Here is a 23,800-nt window from a genome sequence, read left to right on the forward strand (position 1 = left end):
TAAAAAAAGAGAATGACGCTTATGTTCATTCTCAAAATAGATGCAGTTTCCTGCAAAATAAAAAAAGCCAGAAGTCCCTGCTGCTTGTTGGGCATAGGAAAACTCCTGACTACGTTTCAAACCTAAACTGCGTGTGATAAATCCTTTCCGGATTGACACAAATAATTGATATAAGAACAGTATAACACTAGATGTAGTATATGTCAAATGAAATAGATTCCTCAATGAAGCTTTTGCCTTATGTTGATGACAAATTTGTCGGCTACAGGAATAAAAGCGTTCAGGATTTCAGATTTGCCCTAAGCGAAGGAATTCGTAGCCAGGTATTTTTTGCCACTTTCGTGGAGAAAGTCGAAAACCAGATAAAATCAATCTCTGTCATAAATGCCTCTAAACTGTTTTTACATCGTAGTGGTTATGCAAGTTCTAAATTTAAAAATAATTTTCACGAATAACTAACTTTTCTATATGCTGAATTGTCATAAAATATAGATTATTAAATTTGAAAGCAGATTGAAGGTGATAAACATGAGAAGTTATAAACGGTATACCAGGCGAAAGAGACTTTTGAAGCAAATCGCTGTGGTTGCTTTATCTCCTAATCGGGTATTCACGAAAGAACAGATCTATCAGCATATCTATGAGGAAGCGGAGTCAGAAGTGAATAACCGAATTTACGGTCTGATTAAGAACTTGAGAAAGAAAATAGAAGAAAATCCGGAAACACCGCACTACATAGAAACGATACGTGGTGTTGGTTATCGCTTTCGGGCATAAAAGGAGCCGTCCGGCAATGGGCGGCTCGAAGTGTTTCTCTTGTTGTTTATTTATTGTTTTTTTCGTTGTATACTGATAAAACGAGGTGATAAAAGTGGCATATAGAATTTTGATCGTGGATGATGACATCGAATTATTAAAGATGTTAAAGAACTATTTTGAAATCAAACGATATGATGTAATGATGGCAGAAGATGGCACAGATGCTTTGGAAAAAATCCATAAGAAACCGGATATTATCTTGCTGGACATCAATATGCCTAAAATAGACGGATTAGAAGTATGCAGACGTATCCGGGGCAAAGTAACTTGTCCCATTATCTTCCTGACGGCAAAAGTGGAGGAGCAGGACAGGGTAAACGGGCTTTTATCCGGTGGGGATGACTATATACTGAAGCCGTTTAGTCTGAAAGAACTGGATGCTCGTATTATTGCACATTTGAAGCGTGAGGAGCGTCATAAAGGGAAGTCTGAATACAGATTCCACGGAGACCTCAGTATTGATTATGGAGCAAAGAGGGTTCAGATCGGTGAAAATGATTTGGAGCTTACGAAGCTGGAATATGCAATCATTGAGTTTTTGTCCATGAATCCAGGACAGGTTTTTGACAGGGAGCGGATATACGAAAAGGTGTGTGGTTATGATGCGGAAGGTGACAGCCGTGTTGTTACGGAACTGATCCGGAGAGTGAGAAAGAAACTGGCGGAATATACGCAGACAGAATACATTGAGACAGTATGGGGGATGGGGTATCGATGGAAAAGATAAGAAATTTATCCTTGAAAAAGACAATGGTTTTATATACGATACTCAGCTTGATTGTCACTTTTTTTCTTTCTGTGTCAATTATTGAGATTGCCGGGCAGATACAGGAGGAGGTCTGGTGGAAGTACGTGGATCAGGACGAGTATTATCAGGCAATGAATGACCGCAATGAAAATTTTGAGGTAGTGGTACCGAGACCGAATCAGAGTAAAATGAGCAGAATGGACTGGCATATTTCAGAAACCTGTGATTTCCTTCAGACGTACGGAGTATTGCTTTTTTCTTTTGCCGGATGTGGAATTGCGGTCAGCCTGTTTTACAAAAATAAATTAAAGAGACCGATTCAGGAACTGAAGATGGCATCACAGATGATTGCGGAGGAAGATCTGGATTTTCATATGGCTTATGAGAACGAGGACGAGATGGGGATGCTGTGCAGGGAATTTGAAAGGATGCGTGGGCAGTTGGAAGAAAATAACCGTAGACTTTGGCAGATGATCGAAGATGAGCGGGTACTGCGTGCAGCGATTGCCCATGATATCCGCTCGCCGCTTGCAATCATGCGGGGATATCAGGAAATGCTTTTGGAATTTGTTCCGGAAGATATGCTTGATCAAGAGAAAATGATGGAGATGTTAAGGGGCGGTATGCTTCAGATTGAACGGATGAACCATTTTATTGATAGTATGAGGAAGATGACGAAATTGGAAGAACGGGAATTAAACTGTTCCGTGGTAGATATCCGGCAGTTGATAAACCAGATAGAAGCTCTGGCAGAAGTCGTGGTGGAAAAATCAGAAAAGAATTTTACAGTGACGACAGTGAGAGAATCTGAAATACTGACTGCGGATGAGGAAATCATCATGGAAGTAGCGGATAATCTGTTGGCTAACGCATTCCGCTATGCCAATCAGGAAGTTAGGCTGAAGCTGACAGTGACACCCCAATATCTGAAAATGAGTATCAGGGATGACGGAATTGGATTTCAGGAAAATATCGACAGGGTGACACAGGCGTTTTATCATGAGAATCCACAGGATGACTTAAAGCATTTTGGAATGGGTATGTATATCAGCCGTATCTACTGCGAACGGCATGGTGGGAAACTGCTGATAAAAAATGTAGCAGATGGCGGTGCGGAAGTTGAGGCAGTGTTTAAAAATTATGTATTAGAAGAACAACAGCAGAAATAAATGGCTGTTGTTTTTTTGTTGTGATTTGTAGGCTATGCTGTTTGTAGAAAAAAGAAAGGCGGGATGACTTATGAAAGCAATCATAAAAAGGAATCTGAAAAATTATCTTAAAAATCCGATATTCTGGATCGGTTTGATTGTTGTTTTAATCAGTATGTACCAGACACTTGCACCCTATCTGTCCATTCATTACGTGAAGTCGGATGAAACCTTCAGGAAGGTAAAAATGGCCTCCGATGGGGATGTTATGGAGGGATGTATTCCGGCAACACCGGATAAGGAGAGAGAACTGTGGGAGAAAGAGATTGTAAAGATACTTCAGGACACAGAGAATGGGTTTGGCATGTCGGAAGTAGAGGCGGAGGCAGTGATATCTGAGATGAAACAGATGAAGATTACGGAGGCGTGTCAGTATCTGAAAACGGAATACCACTTTAATGGTGCCAATTATGTGTATGAGGACGTTTCATGGTATCAGGGAAGCCCGGAGGAAGTCAACCGGTATATCAGAGAAAATCTTGAGAAACATCCATTCTCCTATTATTTCGGAAGAAAATTTACAGATTTTGCAAGCCTGCATATGGCATTCTTTGCAACGGTTCTGCTGGCGTTTTTATTTTTCCAGGATATGAGGAAAAATACTTATGAATTGCTGCACACCAAACCGATGACGGCTTTTCAATATATTGCCGGGAAAATAAGCAGTGGATTTCTCATTATGACGGCGGCACTGGTCATTATGAATATCGTATTTATCATTTTGTGTTACGCCACGGCAGTAAAATCAGGATTTGCTATGAACATACTGGATTTTGTTCAGAATTCGATCCTGTATGTCCTGCCGAACATCCTGATGATCTGCTGTGTGTATGCGGTTACAGCGCTGCTGTTTAAGAATCCGCTTCCAGCGGTTCCGGCGCTGGTTCTTTATATCATTTATTCTAATATGCTGACATGGGATAGCAAAGGACAGTGTCATGCAAGACCATTCTCTATTATGGTTCGATTTCCGGGGAATTTTTTTGAAACGGAATTGCCACATCAGGTATATCTCAATCAACTGCTTCTTGTGGCAGCATCCATACTGCTCATGTTTATAGCGGTGTGGATGTGGAAAAGGAGGAGAGTATATTGAAGAAAGAAGTAAAAATATGTATGCCATATTATAAAATTGCATATTCAATCGCTTTTGTTGTGATATTGAGTGCAATCCAGCCTGTTGTATATGCGAATGAAATCGGGCAGGCAGTAGAAAGAGCTGTTTCGCTTCTGGCAGTCGTTTTCTGTGCAGATACTTATCTGGTGGAAGTGCAGAGCAAACGCTCGGAAGTATTCTGCCTTTATAATCTAAAAAAGCAGGCAGGGGTAGTTTATAAAAGACTATTTGTGCAGGTAGCTTATCTGATTGGAATCAGTTTGTTGGCATATGGACTCTTTTATTGGCAGAAACCGGTGAATCTGACAGAAGAATTAGATGGCGGTGCCTTGTTTGGAATTTATTGTATTGCGATTCCCGGAACTGTTTTGTTTTGGAGTGTGCTTTCCGTAACTGTCAGCAATCTGGTTCGAAACAGATGGATTGGTATGGGTGTCGTGCTGCTTTTCTGGTTTTTCTCTATTTCCGGAAAGGCAACTCAGTTTTTGAAAAACTGGGGACCATTTTCCTACGGAACTTGTGATTTCGGTAAGCTGACAGAGTGGAGATGGCTTGGCGGGAAGGTGCTGTGCGTGGTATTTGCGGGGATGATGCTTGCATTTGTTCCTAAGATATTAAAGAAGAGAGGGTAAGATTATGAGTATAAGAATAGACGATTTAACAGTAACATTTAAAAATGGAGTGACAGCGGTAGATCATGTGGATCTGGAAATCCCACATGGGATATTTGGTCTGTTAGGTGAAAATGGTGCAGGAAAAACAACGTTGATGCGGGTGCTTACAACGGTGCTTGCACCCACAAGTGGAAAAGTTCTGTTAGATGGTACGCTATATTGCGAAGCAAATTACGAAAAGATACAGAAAAAGATTGGGTATCTGCCACAGGAAATTGATCTGTATCCGTCTTTGACTGTTCGAGAATGTCTGGAGTATATGGGAGATCTGGCTGGAATTGAGAAAAGAGAAAGCAAGAAAAGGATTGATTACTATCTGGAGAAGACCAGTCTTGCAGACCATCAGAAAAAGAAAATGCGGCAGCTTTCAGGTGGAATGAAGCGAAGAGTTGGATTAGTGCAGGCATTACTCCATGAGCCGGATTTTTTAATTGTGGATGAACCAACAACAGGGCTCGATCCGGAGGAACGCATCCGTATCCGTAATTTACTGGTAGATTTTGCAGAAGAACGCACCGTATTATTTTCAACGCATGTGGTGGAGGATCTGATGGCAACCTGTAATCAGCTTGCGGTTATGAAAAAAGGTAGATTCCTTTATACAGGAACAATGAGGGAATTATTGAATAAGGCAAGAGGGCATGTATGGGAATGCTGTACAGAGGACGAAAGCCTTGCAAGAGAATTAGAAAGAAAATATCATATTTCCAGTAAGCAGTATACGGAGGAAGGAATTAGATTAAGACTGTTAGGGGAGAATATGCCGTCAGAAAGTGGATGTATAGCTTGTGACGTAACTTTGGAAGATGCATATATCTATGTAACCAATCGATAAACATTGTTAATGAGGAGTGAAAGCTAAATGCTAAGAAAAGCAGGTGATGTTATGGGAAAGTGATGATTCTTACCATTTCTGATTCCGAAGAGGGAATCCTGAATAAAATTAAATCAGTTCTAGCCTGCGAAAGTACGTTAGAAGTTATGGAGATTACAAATTCTGAAAAGTTGACATTCCAAGGTTTGGAAATAGACCAGCTTCAGCGGAGCGTAATCAAAGATGGTAAGGTTGTGGAACTTACCAGACATGAATATGACCTGCTTTTTTATCTGGCCTTATCCCCCAATCGGGTATTTACAAAAGAACAGATTTACCAGCATATTTATGAGGATGTGGAGTCAGAAGTGGATAACCGTGTCTATGGGTTAGTCAAGAATCTGAGAAAGAAAATAGAAGAAAATCCGGAAGAACCGCACTACATAGAAACGATACGTGGTGTAGGCTACCGTTTTCGGGCATAAAAAGAGCCGTCCGATTGGGCGGCTCGAAGTATTTAAACAGCAGTTTTCTTCACTGCCTGTTTATAGTTACCGGTAGCATCGTAATCTCCAGAGAGGAGCAGATTCTGGCGAAATTGCTCCAGTTTGATCTTGAAGCGTTTCCCATCCTCAACAGTCGTAAGCATGGTAAGAGCTTCTAGCATTCCCTGAATATATCCGGTTAGCAGGTAATATCTGCAGGGTTCTTCCGATGGTGAGATATTGGACAGGGTTTCTTCCAGATGTTCCTGACGTTCCCTGAGCCATGCATCCCAGACATCCAGTTCCAAATCAGTCATGGTGTTCCTCCTTTAAATCTGATGATAATCGTCTTTGGTGTGGAGGGGAGAAGTTTCATGCACAAGCATTTTTCTGCTCCAGATCCAAATATGGATTTGTAAATTCAAAAATAATAAGTTCATCCGCATCGAACATGAGCTCCAACTCTTTTAGTGTAGCTGCTGGATATCCGCAATCTCTGAATCGTTCTAATACGTCTGTTTCCGTTTCAAATGGTTCACCGTCTTCCAGCTTTTCTCCGATTATTAAGCCACATGGAGTCAATAGGCTTTCTTCATATAAGCGGACACAATATCGGTCAGGGAAAAATAGGTGTGCTTCATCCGTGTTATAATAAATTCGTTCTCCAGGTTCTATGCTTTGCATCACAAAGGGAACATGATATGCAGCGGCTATCGCCTGATATGCTTCATAAAGTGGAGTCCATGCTGTCTCTAAAGAAAGTAGAATATACGTATCATTCCATTCCATGTAGCTGACATTTCCACGAAGAGATATTCCGGTGGAATCTATTTTCTTGTGGGAAAATAAATTGCCAATCCAGCATAAATCAGGATTCTGGTTCAGAATGATGTAGGTTTCCAGGTCCTCCCACAAGTCATATAGTCCTTCCGGATTTCCTTCTGTATAAAAGATCACATCATCACAGCAGATATTTGCCATTACACATCCACCTCCGTTCCAAAAGTTTCACCCATATTCTGGTTGGAAACCGTAAGGTTTACAGGGGATAAGGTGCCAGAGGCAAGCCATTGTTCGATTGCATCAATTACCTGCTCCAGCGTGTCGTTATAAGCCACATTGCAGTCTTCCAGTCGGAGAAACTGCAGGTATGCTTCATGAAGAAGGCTTGGATCATCACGCAGCGTTTCATATGGAAGGTTGCAGAGTCCGATTCTTTCCTCCAGACGTTCCATGGAGCGGCGGATGAAGTCGCAGGAAATAAATTGTTCCCGGTAGATGTTATAAGCAGCTTCAAGCTGGTCATAGGTCAAAATAAATGAGACTTTCTCGCAAGGATTAGATGGTTGTTCTTTCATGGTAAATTCCTCCATTCATACTATGATTGGCTGGTGGTACGGATTCTCTTTGTTCGGGAGTAAGATGTACCAGTAGTTTCCAGCGCAGGTCGATTTCTCGGTGAATCCAGGTATCATTTTCATAAACTTCATGTGTCAAAAAATTGTAAATTGTCGGTTCTTTTTCTATATCATCCAGATCTGCGACCAGACAAGTTGCCTGATTCACATAGGGCCAGAGTGCCTGTTCGACCATATGGCGTAGTTCCAGTATCAGAGGATATATCTGTCCTACATCATAGGTTTTGGACATGCAGGAGCTGATTTTCTTCAGCATCCCGGAAGTTTGTATCATCTGGTTGATGACGGTACATTGTTCCTCCACATCTGCATCCGGATTCAGGACCAGCCGGTGGAGCAGCACAGATTTTGCATAGGCAGAAGCGGTCAGGTTGATGTTTCTGACCAGTTCTTCATACGGCTGCTTATACTGTGTCTTCAGCACTTCCAGAGGCACATGTTCCCGGTTCTTCTTTAAGGTGGAGAGGAGCCCCGAAAGGCAGCTCTCCAGTTCTTCCATTCTTGTCAAGCACACATCGCCTCCAGCTCCATCGGAACACGGGTGTAGCTGAGACGGTAAATACTGTTGCAGGTCTCAAATACCACACCGTTTTCGGATACTTCCAGAATACTCTGCACCGGACTGGTAGCAAAGGTCTGGTTATAACTATAGATCCACGCCCGTTCTCCCAGATGGAGGGGCAGGGACAGGATTCCGGTGAGGACATATTCTTTCTTTTGGGTGGTGTGTAAGGTTATATTTGTATTCTTCATTGATTTCACGCTCCTTTCCTTACTTAATTTTGTTTGCAATTACGGCAGCGACCAGTTTAGCGCATCCCAATTCCATCTCGGATAAATGCTGTCCGGTTCTGGAACAGAGAAGAAGTGCCAGCGGCTCTCTGTCTTCCCTTAAAATCGGGAAAAAAGCACAAACCGGTTGACGGGTGTTGGATACCGGGTAGACAGGGCAGTTCTCAGCAGAGATCAGTTCCTGGCCGTCCGCAACCAATTCGGCGAGTTCTTCTGTAACGGGAGTGCCTTCCGGAAGATAGATGCCCGCAGATACGAGTATGTGAGCCTCACTGCAAATTGCGATACCACAGTGGATGACACTGTAGAGGACGGAAAGATAGGAAGCCATTTCCTCTTTTCCGTTTAAGTGGGTAGGGCATTTGCGTAAAAGCAGCTCCATTCCCACATTTTCCAGTTCCAGTGCATCTCCGTCTGAGAGCTTCATTTGTTTCCGGATTTCTGCAGGGATGACGATACGCCCCTGAGAGTCCATGGTCCGGATGAGTGCAATATTCATAACTAAAGTCTCCTTTCTTAAAAAGAGGAGAAGCAGTAAAGTACCGCTTCTCTTCTGAAAATTTAGGCAGCGTAAGGCGGAGCCTGTGCTGTCTGTTGCATTTGACTGTTCTGCTGGTCTGCCAGCATCCGTTTTCCGTTATTGATCAGTGATGCAGCAATCACCGTTTCCCAGTTGGAAATATAGGAATCCGTCCGCTTCAGAAGCGTGAACAGATCCATGTCGGTAAGCTGGATGGCTGTCGTCTTTTCGGACTGGAAGCTGCGTGGCTGCATGTAGGAACCACCGTTCTTATTCTGTGCTTTGATGCCTTTCCCATTTACAATCTGGATTTTCCATGGGCTTTTCATAGGCTGCCCTTTGGAATCATAGGGATGTCTGGAGATATAAAACATCTGGGCTGTGGAATAACCGTTCTGATCGGGATTGCCGTAGATCTTGCTCTGGCTCCATTCAAATTCCTGAAAACCGGAAGTGATCCGGGTTAAGAGGAACTGGATCTGTTCCGGTGCCAGGTTGAAACGGGTGATGATATTCCGGTCTCCGGTACCGTTGGAATAATCCTGAATGGTGATGCAGATTAAAGAATGTACTTTATGCCCGTTTTCCTGATATTCCCCTTTGGCATGTAGCTGTGCATAGTTGCCGAGTGGTGCGTAGCGGAGCCGGTCATAAAAGGCAATGAGTGCCCGGTCATTCTGGATCTTGCAGATCTGGTCGGTAATCCGGTTTTGATAAGTTTCATTCATGAGTATTCACCTTCCTTTATTTGAGATGCTGTTTGACAAGCTGTGCCATATTCTTTGGAAGCTCTTCCAGTTTCGTGATATCCAGGAATCCGTCCTTGTAAATCCTGCGGATATTTTCCTTATCGTCACCAATGGCAGCCGCAAACAGGATGACATCCCGTTTTTCGTATTCTTTCTTGATGCCCCGCAGATCTGCCTCTGCTTCCGTTCCGCTGTAGCCGTAATCGGCTGGCTGACCGTCAGAAATCAGGATCAGCAGCTTCTGAAGCTCCGGGCGTGTGCACAAATGCTCTGCTACGAAGCGGAGAGCTGCGCCGTCCCGGTTCCCGTTGCGGTCGCACATATCCATCAGCCGGTAACAGTCCTCATTGTCCACAGAATCAAATTCTGCATAGGAGTAAAGAGCAACGCCGCCTGCATCCGTGGAATGCCCGTAAATGGTGATAGGGATACCGAGGCTTTTACAGAAATCATAAAGGACAATGGCAGTCTTTCTTGCATGTGTCATCCGGTCACCCCAACCCATCGAACCACTCTCGTCAATCAGGAGGGCAACAGCCAGACGTTTTTCCTCTCCTGGAAGTCTGGTTCTGGTAAAGATGGTTCCGTCTGTCTTATAGAGAGCATGGGAGTCCAGACGTTTTCCAAACAGGAGATTCTTCTGCTTTCCGCCTTGCTGTTCTTCTTTCAAAAGCGGCAGGATGGTGCTTTGCAGCTTTTTGGAAGCCCGCAGGAGCGGGGGAGCAACTGTCTGGTATTCATTCTTCAGGTAATCGGAAACACTGGTCAGGCGATGGATGGTAACATGGATGCCTGCATGGGCATTGCCGTAATGAATATCATTGGCTGTTTTCTGCAGTTCCTCGGTCAGTTCCGTCTGACAGTCTTCCTGCACCTTTTCTGCAGCCACATCGTTCAAGATCCGGAACAGATCCTCTGCAGCATGCTCATAGCCGCTGCCCTGATACTGACTGACATAAGTGACGCCGGGGTTGTTTTCATCCAGAATGGTATTGGTCTTTGTAAGAGCGATGCGCCCGCCTTCTTCCGAAAGCACCTGTTTGGCTTCCTCTATAGCATCCTCTTTGGTACGTGGACCGGAAGGAGCATTGCCCTCATCATTCCCGCTTCCTTTTGGGGAAGCTGGTTTGATATTCTTTGGAATGGCACCGCTTTTTCCGGTCGGAAGAGGAGCGCCGCTGCTGACTTCATCCCCTAGAAGATCTTCCAGAGCATCGGCAGCGGAATCCTCGCCATGCATTTCCAATTCCTCCCGTGTTTTTTCGATGAGCGGCTGGATATAGTTCCAGGTCAGGGCTAAGAGCGCATTGGAAACCAGCATCCGGTCAGTGCCTTTTTCCGATTCCATTGCCGTATCCAGAAGATCGGTACAATCGGAAATGGTATCCAGATAATCCCCCTGATAGCCGGTGGGATTGTTGATGTTTCCGGTCCGGCAATAGGAAAGGATCAGGTTGGCAATGATGGAAAATGGCTGGTATTCTTTGTCAATTTGTTCCTGTATGGAAGGAATCTGTTCGGACATACGCAGGTTATTGAGTTCAATCCCCTGTCGGAAGGTGCCGTGGAATTCCTCACACATACGGTCTTCAATATGGATGTCTTCCAGAATGTTTTGAAAAGTTGCGGCGCATCGTGCCAGTGTCAGGCATCCGGCTTTGTCCTTTTCTTCTAACACTTCTTTGATCTCCTCCAGTGCTGTCTGATAAGCTGGAAGGGATAGCTCCGGCTCCTTCGGATAGAAGGAACCGTTTTCCAGACTCCTCAGATGAACAGCGTGGGCTGTGAAATCAGAATAGAGTAAGTGCCCCACTTCATGCCCGGTGAGCCCTGTCAGGCTCTGGGAACGTAAGAAACGGGTGGGGAAAGACTGGGTGATCGGGTTCGCTGCGTTGAGATGTACCTTATAATTGTCGGTATATGCAACGCCTGCCTGTTCGGAAATGTCCCAGTCCAGCAGTACCTGCAGTCCATACCGGTAACGTCCGGTAACGGCTCTGGCAAGGGAGGTCTGGTACTTCTGATAGGCAGCGGAGAGGAATAACTCCTCATCCGCAATGGAATCCTCTTTTGCCCGGATTAGTTTCTTTAAATTTCTTTGGCTGTGATTCACGTGATATTCTTCCTTTCTTTTCTTAGATTTTTTGTCAGCAGTTCCTCCATCGTGCAGCCGTAATACACAGCAAGGCGAAGGACGGCATAAGCCATCGGGGAGGAGTTTGCATTTTCATAATTCATAATGGTTTTCGGGGGAAGATTTAAGATTCTGGCAACTGCCTTTTGTGATAACTTCGGTGTTTTGGCTTGCCGGAGATAAGACAGATTATCTGCCAGATGCTTTCGGATCTGGGCTTCTGTGAGTGCTGCTTTTCTCATAGGCGTGTCCTACGCAGCAAGCACAGTATCCAGACAGCTTTCTTCCACTTCCGTACGGTTCTCAGCATCGGCAGAGGCAGAGGCAAGCACCGTGTAACGGGCCGCTTCCCGGATATCCCCGCAGACCATGTAGGACTGCACCCAGGAAATCAGCTCCCTCATGCCACAGCAGCCATCTGTAATGAGATTTTCCCGGCAGTAGACAGCCATGGATTTGACAATGCGTGTCATCAGACGTACCGTTTTTGCATCCTTGCATCCGGTAACAGCCATGGCACGTTCTACCTGTGTATCCTCATCCGGTTCATCCAGATCAATCACAAGGTTCATTCGGGAAATGACAGACTGGTTCATCTGTTTACAGCCTGCATAGTCATTGTTTGTGGTGATTACGATGGTCGTATCCGGATGACGGTGGATGGTTTCTCCGTTTGGAAGATATACGCTGTTACAGCGGTCTAAAAGGGAGTTAAGTCCAACCAGTACACCGGGATTAGCAATGACCGTAGGCTCCTGTATCTCAAGAATATACCCATAGCGGATGGCTTCGACTAGAGGCGTATCCACATACTGGAAGTTCTGTCCGGAGGTGTGTTCCTTATAATAGCTGTGCATTTCATCAAAAATCGTATCGATCAGCTTCTGGTAGGTGTCCTCGGCAGAAATTTCTTCATCATAGTTTCCGGTCAGCTTCTGATAGGCACCGGAGGGATCTAACTGGATTTCCTGAAAAGACGGGTACTGCCGCTGAAGCCGGGTGCGTTTTCCGTCCACATCCGGAAGAATCTGACCTAAAAGGTCGAATACCTCTGTATTTGCGGAACAGGTAATGCAGCGGTAAGGAAGGTGAAGTGCGGAAGCAATGGCTTTGGCTCCTTCGGTCTTTCCGGTACCTGCCGGTCCCCGTAAAAGAAAATTCCGCATCGGCTGTGTGGTATCAGTTGTCAGTTTTGCGTGTTCGCAGATCCGTTTGATTTCCGGAGGGATGATGTACCACTCTGCCAATGTCGGAACAGATACCTCCTCTTCCGGAGACAGCCTTCGGGATGCGGTCAGGATAAATTTCCCAACAAAATCATCTCTGGAAATGGCTGCCTGTGCTTTCTTAAATCCACTTCCTGGACGTAACACCTGAAAGTCTCCATGGAGCACTTCGGTTGGTGCATAGACCCCCTTCTGGATATTTAACGGTTTGATCAGCGACAATACGCCGTTTGCCGGAAGGTCAATCTTAACACCACCGGTCGGGAGACCTGATGCATAGCGGGTTCTCCGGTAAATGTTGTCGCAGAGAACGGCTGCTGTTTCCGCAGCGGCGTCCAGATCGGGATAACCGTTGTCCCGGTGCGCTTTTAATTCCTGATACTTTTCATTACACTCTTCATCTGCCAGAAAAACCGGCATCAGTGCGAACAGCAGAGCCGCACCGGACTGTTTGGAGTCTTTAAATTCGTATTTTTCCGGTGTGCTTTCCACATCCGGCGGAGGAGTATAGCAGCCTCCGTAAAACTTTCCGTTTAGCTGGTTGTAGACAACCACCTGAAGATCACCGGTTTTGCTCGGATATTCCGCCACAACAAAATTGTTGGATTGGGTACCGACCGCCCCAAGCTTTTCCGGCGGGGTACTGCCAACCGGGTTTTCCAGCTCCAGATAAGCAAGGACTGCCCGCAGGGTAGCTGCATGAAGCGTGGATTTTTTCCGTGGCTGAGTACAGTATTTGGATGCAATGTCATCAAAGATTGCATGGTCCGTATAATCCTCAAATGGTTCCGGGAGTTTGCGTTTGAACCCCCAGGTTGCTACGATGTTATTTGCCATGATTCGTTCCTCCTTCTTATGAGATCCAGGACAGTTCCAGTGCCTGCTCGGTCTCTTCTGTGGTCAATTCATCTTCAGTAAAAATCTCCGTCAATTCGCCCCAGTAATCTTTGGGCGGGAAATGTTCCAGCTTTCCCCGGACTTCCGGTTCAGTGCCGTTCAGAATATAGACATCTCCCTGCTCGTTGATAAACAGCTTTTCATAGCCCCTTGCCTGTAAGTCACCGACCAATTCCATCAGTAGCGGTTTCCCAATCAGGGAATACCATGATTTGGGATTAACGGCTGGTCTGGAATCCGGATTTCCTTCTGACGGTTCCTTTTTATGTAAGGATTCAATGGTCATCATCTGAAGCGTCAGACTGCCACGGGCATCCATGAGAATTTCCGCAAAATTATAACTTCCGGTATTCCGTGTGCGAATCCGTAATGGTTCCCCATCCAGTATCTGGGAGAGCGGTGGTTCTTTCACAAAATCCCATGTGGCATCCGGGAAGGCTTCCTTGAGCTTTCCGGTAATCTGGAATTTGATCTGTCTCCAGAGAATGGTTTCCAGATCAGGTGTTCCTTCCAGATGACGAGTTCTTTCTGGGCGTTTTCGTAGCTTATGCTCCCTGTTTTTCAGGCGTTCCGTGAAAAGCGGGAGAAGATAACTGAACAGCGTGACTCCGATACCGATCAGGGCAATGCCTGCAATCAGAAGCCGGTTGGCATCCTGTGGTACGAAAAGTGCTGCAAGAAACAGTACAAGCACGACAAACTGTAAGAATTTTTTTCGATTTGATTTTTTCATGAGCTGATTCCTTTCTGATTCATGATTCTTAGACAAGCCCGGAAGCTGGATGGGAAATCGCCGCTTCCGGACATGAAAAAGAGGAACTGCATCATCACAAAGATGATAAATGCAATTCCTCAACATAGGGTTCCTTGAGAGTTAATAGGGCAACTGGGATGCCATCTGTTCCGGCACATTTTGAAAGCCGTCAGTTGGCTGACTGCCCGGCATACCTCCGTAATTTGGCATTCCGGTATAACTGCCCTGCGGCGGGTAGCTGCTCTGTGGCTGACCGGTTCCGTTTGGCGGAGCCTGATACTGTCCGCCATTTGCAGGAGGCGTGTAGGCACCGTTAGCAGGAGCCATTCCCTGCTGTGGATAGCCGCCAGGCATTGCCTGATTCTGGTAGCTGCCATTGGGATTTCCCTGCATTGGGTAGCTGCCATTGCCGGCTGCACCGGGCGTTGCCGCACCACCATTCGGCTGGCTGTTCTGGTTTGCACCCGGATGTCCGGTATTGCTGTCAGAATGGTTGGATGGTACAAAGTGCCAGTCCTTGACATTGATCCTCGGACCGGCATTTGCCTGCCCCGCATTCTTTCCTTTCTGATAAATGAACGGATGAAGCTCCAGATCACCATAGATCATCAGCCCGGTTCCTTTCTTTACGCCTGCTTTTGCTAAGCGTTCTGCAAGGAACTTGTTAAAATAGCACTGATAGTAAATGGTTTCTTCCTTTCCATCCTGGCCTCGCTGTGAAACTGCAATGTCCAGAGAAACATATTCCGTACCGGAATTTTTTCCTTGCTGCATCTCAGGATCTCTTGTGGCCCTCCCTAAAATTGTTAAAATTGCTGACATAAAAATTCTCCTTTCTGCCTCTTTGGGCGTTAAAATAGATTAAAATAAAAAAAGTGCCATTATAGCACCGTATAAAACGGCAGTATAATGACACGATTTTCCAAACTTAAACTGCATATGCTTCTGGATGAATGGTCCAGACTCCCATGACGGGACAGCACAAAAACTTAAATACAAGATTATATTAACACAAGATATAGCATATGTCAAAAGAATTAGAACTATATATAGCATATGTAGACGAGGTGGAAGGATAATATCAAAAGAATTTTGGACATAGTTATAAAAGTGCAATATAATATTGTTTAAATCGGAAAATGGAAGGATGAGAAAAATGGAGCAGAAAAACAGAATTCTGATTGTAGAAGACGATACGGATATCAATAATCTTTTATATACGGCATTACAGAAAGCAGGGTATGAGACGGTACAGGCTTTTTCCGGGACGGAAGCGAGGATGCTGTTCCAGATGGATAAGGCGGGCTTTTCTTTGATTCTATTGGATCTGATGCTTCCGGGAATTTCAGGAGAAGAGGTGCTTGCCCAGATTCGGAAACAGGGCAATACGCCGGTTATTGTCCTGACAGCCAAAGACGGATTGGATGAAAAAATCGGGCTTCTTACCAGTGGGGCAGATGATTACATTACAAAACCGTTTGAGATACAGGAGGTGCTTGCCCGGATTCAGGTTCAGCTCCGCCATATGCAGCAGGAGCCGGAACATAAAAGCGTGTCATATAAAAACCTGGAACTGGACCGTGAGCGCTTTGAAGTCCGGATTGCCGGAGTGCTGCTTCCCAAAATTACAAAGCAGGAATTTGCAATTCTGGAGCTTTTACTGGAGCATCCGAAACAGGTCTTCAGCAAAGAAGAGATTTTTGCATATGCGTGGGATGAACACTATATGGGAGAGACAAAGACACTGGATGTACATATCAGCAATATCCGGAAAAAGATAAAAGCAGTAACGCAGGAGGAATATATTGATACCGTATGGGGAATCGGCTACCGTCTGCATTCTTAATCTTTACTCTTTTTTTACTATTTATTTGCGTTTGATTAGGATTTATCCGATATGATAACAGCAGATAAGAAAAGGAGATGAAAGCATTGAGTGAATTGTTATTAAGTACAAATGGATTGACGAAGCAGTATGGTCATCATAAGGCAGTGGATAAAGTAAACCTTCACATAAAAAAGGGTGCTATCTATGGATTTATCGGACGGAACGGTGCGGGAAAGACGACTTGCCTGAAGATGATCAGTGGACTTGCAAGACCGACAGCCGGAGAGATTGAGATGTTCGGGTGTAAAGGAAAAGAACTGGAGAGGATTCGTTCTCGTGTGGGGTGTCTGATTGAAGCACCGGGGCTGTATGGCAACATGAATGCATATACAAACCTGAAAATAAAATGTGAATTGTTTGGTATTCGGAAAAAGGGATACATCGAAGATATCTTAGAGATGGTCGGACTGGAAGGTGTCGGAAAGAAAAAAACGAAACATTTTTCCCTTGGAATGAAGCAGCGTCTCGGAATCGGGCTGGCACTGGTCGGGGAGCCGGATCTCCTGGTCCTTGATGAACCGATCAATGGGCTTGATCCCCAGGGAATTGCAGAGGTGCGTGATACCATACAGAGACTGCGAGATGAACGGAATATGACGATTTTGATATCCAGTCATATTTTAGAGGAATTATCTAAGATTGCAACGGATTATGGAATTATCCATAATGGAAGTCTTCTGCAGGAGCTGACAAGCGAAGAACTGATGAAACGCTGCAGTGAACGGATTGAAATAGAGTTAATCCATCCGGAGCAGGCAGTCCCGATTCTGGACAGAATGGGATTTACCAACTATCAGGTTACAGATAAGAGCCATATCCATATATTTGAACGATTGAATGAAAGCGCCAATGTCAATATGGAACTGGCAAAAGCAGGAATTTTGGTCAATGGAATTTCCATTACCAGTGAAGAACTGGAAACCTATTTCTTGAATCTGACAGGAGGGAATCAAAATGCTTAATATGATAAAAATGGATCTGTACCGGATGGTCCGGACAAAAAGTATGTATGTGGTATGGATTGTGATGGCGGCAGCTATATTCTTCTCCACATCCATGTCGAAACTGGATATTGATACGATGAACAAGGAAGCGGAACAACAGCAGACAGAAAGCATTGCAGAAACAGTGAAACCAGAAACCATCAATATGGGAATGTCCGTATTCCTGCCGACACAGCCGGGAGAAAAAGTAACGGTCTTTGATCAGGTATATGCAAACCTGCAGGCGAAGTTTGTGGCGTTGTTTCTGGTGATTTTTACAGTGCTGTTTTCCAGTGCAGATATAGGAAGCGGTTATATTAAAAATATCGGCGGGCAGGTAAGGAGCCGGAGAAACCTGATCTTTTCCAAAGCTTCCGTGTTGTTTGTGTATACGACTGTTACCATGCTGCTTTATTTCATCATTCAGATTATTGCACAGCAGATGTACTTCGGATATCTGGAGTGGGGGAATGGAAGCGAGTTGCTGAGATACTTTGGTATTCAGATTTTGCTTCATTATGCACTGGTACTAATCAGTATGGCGATTGCGGTGGTTTTGAACAGCAACGTGTTCAGCATGACGATTGTTATCTGCCTGTGCATGAATACCATGATTGTCTTATACGGAGTGATCAATCATTTGATCCAGAAGGCAGGTGTGGAGAATTTCCAGATTTTGAAATATACAGTGACAGGAAAGATTGCACTTTTATCCATGTCACCGACCAATAAGGAATGCCTGACGGCAGTTGTGATTGCGGCGGCGTTCGGAATCGTGGTTACATTACTGACAGCATGGGTATTCAGAAAGAGAGATATCTAAATGATAAAACTAGGGTTCGTGCTATTGATAGCAGTGATACTGGTACAAGGAATGTTATTTTGGAAATACCAGCGGCAGGTGAAAGACATCTGCCGCCAGTTGTCGTTTCTGATGAAGCACGACAGCAACATGCTGATTACCAGAGAAATGGATTTTGGAGGCATTGGTGAGTTGGCAGATGTTTTAAACGAATGGCTGGAACTGAAGCGAAGGGAAAAGAAGGAATACTTGAAGAAAGAGGAGATGATTTCGGATACATATACAAATCTCTCACATGATATCCGTACTCCTTTGACATCCCTTGACGGATATTTTCAGTTAATGGAAACCTGTGAAGACCAGGAAGAGCAGAGACGGTATATGAAGATCATACAGGAGAGAATCGGCAGCCTGAAAGAAATGCTGGAAGAATTATTTACTTTTACAAAACTTAAAAACGATTCTTTTCATCTGGAAATGTCATCCTGCTGTATCAACAAGATTTTGAAAGATACCATATTTTCCTACTACGATGAATGGACGGGCAGAGGAATTGAACCGGAGATACAGATTACAGATAAACTGCTGTTTATGAACGGAAATGAACAGGGAATCCAGAGAATTTTTCAGAATATCATAAAAAACGGACTGGATCACGGGGAGAAGAAAATCAGTATTTCACTGGAAGAAGTTGAAAACAACATCCGGATACAGATAAAAAATCAAGTATGTCATGTGGAAAAAATAAATGTAGATCAGGTGTTTGAACGGTTTTATAAAGCGGATGAAGCACGCAGTAAGACTTCCAGCGGTCTCGGCTTATCAATTGCGAAAGAGCTGGTACTTCGTATGGATGGGAAAATCAGCGCCCGGATAGAAGGGAATGAGTTCTGTGTGGAGATTGTGTTTCCAAAATAAAAGGAAAAATTTATATTAAAGCAAGTGAAAATGGGGAATGACTTTATATAGGTTTCATGGTAGAATTACAGTAGAAAGAGAAGAGTCACTCAGTCATTTGTTGTATGAAAGGATGAGTATAATGTATAAAGTAGAACTTAAATTTGATACAAGCAAGCTCGCTCCGGAAACGGTAAATCAGATGTGTGAACAGGCAGATCAGATTTTTGAGCAGGAGGATTTAAGCTGTGCAGTCAAAGCCCTTGGAAGCAGGATTTATCTTGACCGGGGACGCAAGCAGGACTATGGAAGATTCTGGGCAGCAATCTTTCAGTTGAAAAACTCCGTAGGAATTGCAGAGAATTTGTTAGAGTGTTTCTGGTATAACGGAACAGAAAAGGAGAACCTGATTACAGACTTTATAAGGAACTAACAGATGGACAGCTTACAGAGGAAAGGCATCAATTTTGACCTGAATACACAAGCACTAAAGGAATATTATCCGAAAGGTGACTGGCATAATGCATATGCGGATGTAAGGGACTTTTTTGAAGCAAACGGATTTGAGCATATTCAGGGATCGGGATATCATTCGGTGGAAGCAATGTCAGAAGCAAAAGCCATGGCAGTTATTTATCAGATGACAAAAGAATTTCCATGGCTCAATTATTGTGTGAATGTGTGTACCATATCAGATGTACCGGAACTGTTTGATATCTCGCATGTATTTGCCAGAGAAGCGGAACGGTTGGAAAAGAAAAATGCATGATTTGACAAATTATTTCCAATATGTTATATTCATCTCAAGCAAAAAAGGGAGTAGCTGAACGCCTTGAAAGAGGTGGTTTTGTAACCGACAACCGGTATCGAGAGATACCCGTAGCAAATGAGATAGCAAGACTTTTATTGTGGCAGAGGTCATGATAGGAGTCTTTTTTTATTATGAAATATAGAAAATCTGCCGCAATAGTCTGCTAAAAAGAAAGAGAGGATAAACGATGAGTAACGAAATGATGAAACGGGAAATGCAGGAAGCAGTACAGGCAGGGGAGCGGGCGCTTCAGAGCCTTTACGCAGCAAGGGATAAGTTGGGAAGTGCGAGAAACTGGGGCATTTTTGATATGCTTGGAGGAGGCTTTATCAGTGACTTTGTGAAGCATTCTAAAATGAATGACGCAGCTGCGTTGATGGAACAGGCGAAAAGCGATATTCAGCGTTTTCAGAGAGAATTAAGAGATGTGCAGGTTTCCTTGGATCTACGCATGGAAATCGGCAGCTTCCTTTCCTTTGCGGATTTCTTTCTGGACGGGCTGGTGGCAGATTATATGGTGCAGAGCAAGATTGCAGATGCAAGAGAACAGGTGGATGATGCCATCAACCGGATAGAAAAGATACTTGCTGATGTGAAAAATCGGATGAATGGGGAGGTGTAGCATATGGGATGCCTGGGAAATGTGTTGTGGTTTGTGTTTGGCGGCGCAGTCAGTGGGCTGAGCTGGTGTCTGGCAGGTTGTCTCTGGTGTATTACCGTTGTGGGGATTCCGGTGGGGATGCAGTGTTTTAAATTTGCGGCGCTTAGTTTTTTCCCCTTTGGAAAAGAGGTGCAGTATGGTGGCGGAGCTGGTTCGTTCCTTTTGAATATCATCTGGCTGATTGTATCCGGTCTGCCTCTTGCACTGGAGCATCTGGCGTTGGGTACAGCTTTATGTGTGACGATTATCGGAATCCCGTTTGGTTTACAGCAGTTTAAACTGGCGAAACTGGCATTGATGCCGTTTGGTGCGGAGGTGTATTAAGATGCGATTATTTGATAAAAGGACACCGCTTCAGAAGGAGTGGGAAAAGCTGGAAGTACAGGAGCAGAGATTCCTTCAGAAGCGTTCAGAGAAAAGGGAGAGCATTCTGAATCAGAAACTGGAGGAAAAGATACCGCCGAAACTTCAGAAAACATTGGATACCGCTTTTGCGAAGGCATTTGCTCTGATTTTCGAGAAAGGAACCGGGGTTATTGAAAAGACGTATCAGCGGACAAAACTGGAGCAGGATTATCAGGTGCGGCAGTATATGGCGGATGTAAAGCAGAATTCCAAATCCCTCCGCTCTTTTTCTAAAAAGGCAAGAGATACGGGAACAAAGAATTTACTGCTATCCGGTGTGTCTGGAATCGGGATGGGCGTATTGGGAATCGGTCTGCCGGATATTCCGGTATTTACAGGGATGATTTTAAAGAATATTTATGAGACTGCTCTGCAGTATGGATACAGCTATGAAAGCAGGGAAGAAAAATATTTTATCTTATTATTGATCCGGGGAGCAGTATCCTATGGGGATACACTTTGTGAGATTGACGGGAAAGTAAATGAATTTATCAGAAACGGAATGCTGCCGGAAGAATATCAGGATAAGGAGCAGATCGAACAAACGGCGGGAGCTTTGTCAAAAGAGCTTCTGTATATGAAGTTCTTACAGGGAATTCCGGTGGTTGGTGCTGTAGGCGGAGCTTATGATGCAGTCTACATGAAACGGATCACAGAGTATGCAGAGCTGAAATACCGGCACAGGTATCTGGCGGGGCGGAAAAAGGCAGAGAATGGACAATTATGTAAAAGGTGTAAAAGTTATAGAGATATATGATGCTGCAAATAAGGAATTGCTGGTAAAGTATGATGATAAGCATAATATAGATAAGGTTATTTCTGCTTTAAATATAAAATCATGGAAAGAGACAGAAAAAAGCATAGGTATGAACCCTAAATATACCATAAAATTTTATTGCGATACTACGAACCAAGATGAAGAAAAAGATATAAAAGAAATTACCCTTTATGAAAATGGGGAATACGCTACGATTTTTATTACTTCTCCTGGCGGAGTAAAACAAAACTATAAAACGAGTATTGATATTTCTGAATTGGTTATCTAATAATATTTGTGTAATGAGAATGAAAATCTAATTCTTTCAAGTTTAACTAAGACATTTCCGGAGCAAATGCTCATGGCATTGAAGCGGATACAAACACTATTGTTTGATAGAAATAAGAGAGGTTATTTATAATAAAATGAGCCGCCAGAACTGTAGGGGTGATGCAGTACAGGCGGCTCATTTTCTATCTAAACGGATGTATCCGGAAGTTCCGGCAGTTGATCGGTGAGTTCTTCATATCCGAGAAAATCTCCGGCACATGGCATCGATTGCCCTGTCCCCTGCTGTGGTTTCCGGAAGTACAGCCGATACCGATGTCCCTCTAGGAGTTTGATATTCTTTTCCAGTGAGAAGGCGTATTCCTTTCCGTTATCACTGGCAAACCAATATTGCTGGTTTTTCCCGAAGAGTGTCTGTTCCCGTTTCGTGCAGCTTACGTCCAGTGACAGATAAGCATGTGTATGGATCAGGTGGTAGAAACTGAGTGCACGCAGGATGCTGCAGATTCCGATTAAGAGACTCATAAGAATGAAGAGCCGGTCGTGGGTGGCAATTCCGAAGATGCACCCAAAAAGTACACAGAAAAAGCCGATTGCACTGATGGCAACCAGCTTTGTAAAAAATGGTTTTGGCATAAGGTTCCTTCCTTTAACATGTATGAAATGTGATTTGTTTATTCAGGTACAAATTAGCAATAGCCTGCAGCACTGGATACTGGGTATGGTGAATCTGGACATCATCCACAAGTGTTTGGTAAGTTGTCTCCGGTTCTGTGTATAACTCATCCATAATATCCGATTCGTTGTGGATTACTTTTTCCTGCTCCATACTTGTGACAAGCTCAGCGGTCGTGAGGGATACCTTATCAGCCAGCTTCAGAATGGTATCTTCCATCGGTGAAGAGGGTTTCTTCTTTAAATATCTGCCAAACTCTTTTGCGCCAATACTTCCTTCCAGATAAAGTTGAATGCAACCAAAGAGCCGGATGAGAAAGGTATCCTTCAAGGGAATAATGGTCAGACTGCCGAGAAGGCGATATAAGGCATCCACCCCGGTCAGTCCAATTCCGCTTACAACCAGACCACGTAAGGAAAGTCGGTTTAGATAGTGTTGGAAGGATAAACCTTTCGGACCTTCTTTCTGTATCTGGCGCAGGGTATAGGCATCCTGGAGTTCATGGAGCGTCAGAATCTGAAAAGCAAGACAGCTCCAAAGTAGCAGTTCGTCATCCGATAGTCCATATTCTTGTCCATCGTTGATTACAAGAGGAATGGATTTTCCGCCTGTCGTTTTTTGAAATTTTAAGGTTCCGACAGCAGTATAAAGTGTCAGCATAAAAGTTCCCTCCTTCAAAGTTAAGTCAGAAGTGCATAGAGTGCATCATCCTGCTGTAATAGTTTCCGTGCTTTGCTCTGCCATGCCCGTACACGATTGGCTGGTACTTGGTAGTGTTTTGCCAGGTCAAAGCTGGTATATCCCTGCTGTTGCAGATAGAGGGCTGCAATTCCCTTCTGAATAGTTGGGGAATGTCCGGTGCCAAGCTGGGTTAAATGCTCAAGAAGCAATGTCTGATTTGTGTCCTTTTCCGGGTGAGTTGTTTGTGTATCCTCGTAGGAAAACAAATCACGATAATGGAGATGTTCATCTTCAGATGATGCTTCGTCCAGAGAACAGAGCATGGAGCGGTCACGGGCAATTTTCCGCCAGTAATCAAAGATGGCATGACGGATGATAGTTTTGGCATAAGGCTGGAATGATCTTCCTTCCTCAAATCCGACAGCCGACCGGCACAAAGCCAGATATCCAATCTGACATAATTCCTGTTGTTCTTCCTCAGTTACATAGGCAGCGGTGCGGGTCATGGAACGAATCATGATCGGAACCAGATCCATGGATTTTTCCACCAGTTGTTTTTGCTTTTTATTTAGCGGTAAGGTCATCATCAATCACCG

General features: G+C 44.2%; 33 protein-coding genes. 18 read left to right on the top strand and 15 right to left on the bottom strand.

The genetic code is table 11. The features are described 5' to 3' along the window. Window positions 1-200: 200 nt before the first annotated feature. The 8 genes from LQE94_RS05260 to LQE94_RS05295 all read left to right on the top strand — a co-directional run bounded on the left by LQE94_RS05260 (window position 201) and on the right by LQE94_RS05295 (window position 5,865). On the top strand, window positions 201-455 hold the full coding sequence (locus tag LQE94_RS05260; RefSeq protein WP_005333435.1) for a hypothetical protein: 255 nt from the start codon (window positions 201-203) through the stop codon (window positions 453-455). 73 nt (window positions 456-528) lie between these two features. After that, entirely contained in the window at window positions 529-777 is a 249-nt protein-coding gene (locus tag LQE94_RS05265) for a winged helix-turn-helix domain-containing protein (RefSeq protein WP_005333437.1), read from the top strand. Between the two features lie 94 nt (window positions 778-871). Continuing rightward, on the top strand, window positions 872-1,546 hold the full coding sequence (locus tag LQE94_RS05270; RefSeq protein WP_023921570.1) for a response regulator transcription factor: 675 nt from the start codon (window positions 872-874) through the stop codon (window positions 1,544-1,546). Continuing rightward, complete coding sequence (locus tag LQE94_RS05275) at window positions 1,534-2,736, top strand: HAMP domain-containing sensor histidine kinase (protein WP_055155762.1); 1,203 nt, start codon at window positions 1,534-1,536, stop codon at window positions 2,734-2,736. The genes LQE94_RS05270 and LQE94_RS05275 overlap by 13 nt, the downstream gene beginning before the upstream one ends. Window positions 2,737-2,806: 70 nt before the next feature. Then, window positions 2,807-3,871, top strand: coding sequence for an ABC transporter permease (locus LQE94_RS05280; protein ID WP_005333443.1), 1,065 nt, complete (start codon window positions 2,807-2,809; stop codon window positions 3,869-3,871). After that, window positions 3,868-4,524 carry a hypothetical protein gene (locus LQE94_RS05285; RefSeq protein ID WP_022415113.1) on the top strand — a complete coding sequence of 219 codons (657 nt, stop codon included), beginning with the start codon at window positions 3,868-3,870 and terminating at the stop codon, window positions 4,522-4,524. The genes LQE94_RS05280 and LQE94_RS05285 overlap by 4 nt, the downstream gene beginning before the upstream one ends. 4 nt (window positions 4,525-4,528) lie before the next feature. Beyond that, a complete protein-coding gene (locus LQE94_RS05290) occupies window positions 4,529-5,401 on the top strand; it encodes an ABC transporter ATP-binding protein (protein WP_005333452.1) in 873 nt (290 codons plus the stop codon). A 62-nt stretch (window positions 5,402-5,463) separates the two neighbouring features. After that, the gene (locus LQE94_RS05295; RefSeq protein ID WP_005333454.1) at window positions 5,464-5,865 is read left to right on the top strand and encodes a winged helix-turn-helix domain-containing protein; all 402 of its coding nucleotides are present in this window, start codon (window positions 5,464-5,466) and stop codon (window positions 5,863-5,865) included. A 32-nt stretch (window positions 5,866-5,897) separates the two neighbouring features. Here LQE94_RS05295 and LQE94_RS05300 read toward each other — a convergent pair whose 3' ends face one another. From LQE94_RS05300 to LQE94_RS05355, 12 genes are all read right to left on the bottom strand, one after another. Next, window positions 5,898-6,182: a hypothetical protein gene (locus tag LQE94_RS05300; protein WP_005333456.1), complete on the bottom strand. Its 285-nt coding sequence runs from the start codon at window positions 6,180-6,182 to the stop codon at window positions 5,898-5,900. 55 nt (window positions 6,183-6,237) lie between these two features. Beyond that, on the bottom strand, window positions 6,238-6,846 hold the full coding sequence (locus LQE94_RS05305; RefSeq protein ID WP_005333458.1) for a hypothetical protein: 609 nt from the start codon (window positions 6,844-6,846) through the stop codon (window positions 6,238-6,240). Then, window positions 6,846-7,223 carry a hypothetical protein gene (locus LQE94_RS05310; protein ID WP_005333460.1) on the bottom strand — a complete coding sequence of 126 codons (378 nt, stop codon included), beginning with the start codon at window positions 7,221-7,223 and terminating at the stop codon, window positions 6,846-6,848. The genes LQE94_RS05305 and LQE94_RS05310 overlap by 1 nt, the downstream gene beginning before the upstream one ends. After that, window positions 7,204-7,782, bottom strand: coding sequence for a hypothetical protein (locus LQE94_RS05315; protein ID WP_005333462.1), 579 nt, complete (start codon window positions 7,780-7,782; stop codon window positions 7,204-7,206). The genes LQE94_RS05310 and LQE94_RS05315 overlap by 20 nt, the downstream gene beginning before the upstream one ends. A 5-nt stretch (window positions 7,783-7,787) precedes the next feature. Continuing rightward, window positions 7,788-8,036, bottom strand: coding sequence for a hypothetical protein (locus tag LQE94_RS05320; protein WP_005333464.1), 249 nt, complete (start codon window positions 8,034-8,036; stop codon window positions 7,788-7,790). Between the two features lie 19 nt (window positions 8,037-8,055). Beyond that, a complete protein-coding gene (locus LQE94_RS05325) occupies window positions 8,056-8,574 on the bottom strand; it encodes an AbrB/MazE/SpoVT family DNA-binding domain-containing protein (protein WP_005333466.1) in 519 nt (172 codons plus the stop codon). 62 nt (window positions 8,575-8,636) lie between these two features. Further along, complete coding sequence (locus tag LQE94_RS05330; RefSeq protein ID WP_005333468.1) at window positions 8,637-9,323, bottom strand: hypothetical protein; 687 nt, start codon at window positions 9,321-9,323, stop codon at window positions 8,637-8,639. A 16-nt stretch (window positions 9,324-9,339) separates the two neighbouring features. Next, on the bottom strand, window positions 9,340-11,457 hold the full coding sequence (locus tag LQE94_RS05335) for a vWA domain-containing protein (protein WP_005333469.1): 2,118 nt from the start codon (window positions 11,455-11,457) through the stop codon (window positions 9,340-9,342). Further along, window positions 11,454-11,720, bottom strand: coding sequence for a helix-turn-helix domain-containing protein (locus LQE94_RS05340; RefSeq protein ID WP_005333471.1), 267 nt, complete (start codon window positions 11,718-11,720; stop codon window positions 11,454-11,456). The genes LQE94_RS05335 and LQE94_RS05340 overlap by 4 nt, the downstream gene beginning before the upstream one ends. A 9-nt stretch (window positions 11,721-11,729) precedes the next feature. Continuing rightward, window positions 11,730-13,541, bottom strand: a complete 1,812-nt coding sequence (locus LQE94_RS05345; RefSeq protein ID WP_005333473.1) for an AAA family ATPase — start codon at window positions 13,539-13,541, stop codon at window positions 11,730-11,732. A 16-nt stretch (window positions 13,542-13,557) separates the two neighbouring features. Continuing rightward, window positions 13,558-14,334 (bottom strand): hypothetical protein, encoded by a 777-nt coding sequence (locus LQE94_RS05350; RefSeq protein WP_022415111.1) that lies wholly within the window; start codon window positions 14,332-14,334, stop codon window positions 13,558-13,560. A 141-nt stretch (window positions 14,335-14,475) separates the two neighbouring features. Then, window positions 14,476-15,177, bottom strand: coding sequence for a single-stranded DNA-binding protein (locus LQE94_RS05355; RefSeq protein WP_240577155.1), 702 nt, complete (start codon window positions 15,175-15,177; stop codon window positions 14,476-14,478). Window positions 15,178-15,502: 325 nt separating this feature from the next. On the opposite strand from LQE94_RS05355, the gene LQE94_RS05360 reads away from it, so the two are divergent. From LQE94_RS05360 to LQE94_RS05405, 10 genes are all read left to right on the top strand, one after another. Beyond that, on the top strand, window positions 15,503-16,201 hold the full coding sequence (locus LQE94_RS05360) for a response regulator transcription factor (RefSeq protein ID WP_240577156.1): 699 nt from the start codon (window positions 15,503-15,505) through the stop codon (window positions 16,199-16,201). 77 nt (window positions 16,202-16,278) lie between these two features. Next, window positions 16,279-17,205: an ABC transporter ATP-binding protein gene (locus LQE94_RS05365; RefSeq protein WP_240577157.1), complete on the top strand. Its 927-nt coding sequence runs from the start codon at window positions 16,279-16,281 to the stop codon at window positions 17,203-17,205. After that, window positions 17,198-18,049: an ABC transporter permease gene (locus tag LQE94_RS05370; protein WP_008373910.1), complete on the top strand. Its 852-nt coding sequence runs from the start codon at window positions 17,198-17,200 to the stop codon at window positions 18,047-18,049. The genes LQE94_RS05365 and LQE94_RS05370 overlap by 8 nt, the downstream gene beginning before the upstream one ends. Continuing rightward, a complete protein-coding gene (locus LQE94_RS05375; protein ID WP_005333486.1) occupies window positions 18,050-18,946 on the top strand; it encodes a sensor histidine kinase in 897 nt (298 codons plus the stop codon). It begins immediately after the preceding gene. A 121-nt stretch (window positions 18,947-19,067) separates the two neighbouring features. After that, window positions 19,068-19,358 carry a hypothetical protein gene (locus LQE94_RS05380; protein WP_022415108.1) on the top strand — a complete coding sequence of 97 codons (291 nt, stop codon included), beginning with the start codon at window positions 19,068-19,070 and terminating at the stop codon, window positions 19,356-19,358. 3 nt (window positions 19,359-19,361) lie between these two features. Next, entirely contained in the window at window positions 19,362-19,694 is a 333-nt protein-coding gene (locus tag LQE94_RS05385; protein WP_005333489.1) for a hypothetical protein, read from the top strand. A gap of 229 nt (window positions 19,695-19,923) precedes the next feature. Then, entirely contained in the window at window positions 19,924-20,358 is a 435-nt protein-coding gene (locus tag LQE94_RS05390; RefSeq protein WP_005333491.1) for a hypothetical protein, read from the top strand. Between the two features lie 3 nt (window positions 20,359-20,361). Continuing rightward, window positions 20,362-20,721, top strand: coding sequence for a YccF domain-containing protein (locus LQE94_RS05395; RefSeq protein WP_005333494.1), 360 nt, complete (start codon window positions 20,362-20,364; stop codon window positions 20,719-20,721). A 1-nt stretch (window position 20,722) separates the two neighbouring features. Further along, window positions 20,723-21,559, top strand: a complete 837-nt coding sequence (locus LQE94_RS05400) for an EcsC family protein (protein WP_240577158.1) — start codon at window positions 20,723-20,725, stop codon at window positions 21,557-21,559. After that, window positions 21,516-21,848, top strand: a complete 333-nt coding sequence (locus LQE94_RS05405) for a DUF5301 domain-containing protein (protein WP_005333498.1) — start codon at window positions 21,516-21,518, stop codon at window positions 21,846-21,848. Before LQE94_RS05400 ends, LQE94_RS05405 begins: the two co-directional genes overlap by 44 nt. A 188-nt stretch (window positions 21,849-22,036) precedes the next feature. Here the strand turns inward: LQE94_RS05405 and LQE94_RS05410 are convergent, their stop codons facing one another. From LQE94_RS05410 to LQE94_RS05420, 3 genes are read right to left on the bottom strand one after another with little or no spacing between them, the layout of a single operon-like run. Next, window positions 22,037-22,483: a hypothetical protein gene (locus tag LQE94_RS05410; RefSeq protein ID WP_117827098.1), complete on the bottom strand. Its 447-nt coding sequence runs from the start codon at window positions 22,481-22,483 to the stop codon at window positions 22,037-22,039. A 13-nt stretch (window positions 22,484-22,496) separates the two neighbouring features. Further along, window positions 22,497-23,183, bottom strand: a complete 687-nt coding sequence (locus LQE94_RS05415) for a cell division protein (protein WP_117536985.1) — start codon at window positions 23,181-23,183, stop codon at window positions 22,497-22,499. 20 nt (window positions 23,184-23,203) lie between these two features. Continuing rightward, entirely contained in the window at window positions 23,204-23,791 is a 588-nt protein-coding gene (locus LQE94_RS05420; RefSeq protein WP_117536984.1) for a sigma-70 family RNA polymerase sigma factor, read from the bottom strand. Between the last annotated feature and the right edge of the window lie 9 nt (window positions 23,792-23,800).

The sequence above is a fragment of the Mediterraneibacter sp. NSJ-151 genome, assembly GCF_022487435.1.
In the GTDB taxonomy this organism is placed as follows: domain Bacteria; phylum Bacillota; class Clostridia; order Lachnospirales; family Lachnospiraceae; genus Schaedlerella; species Schaedlerella hominis.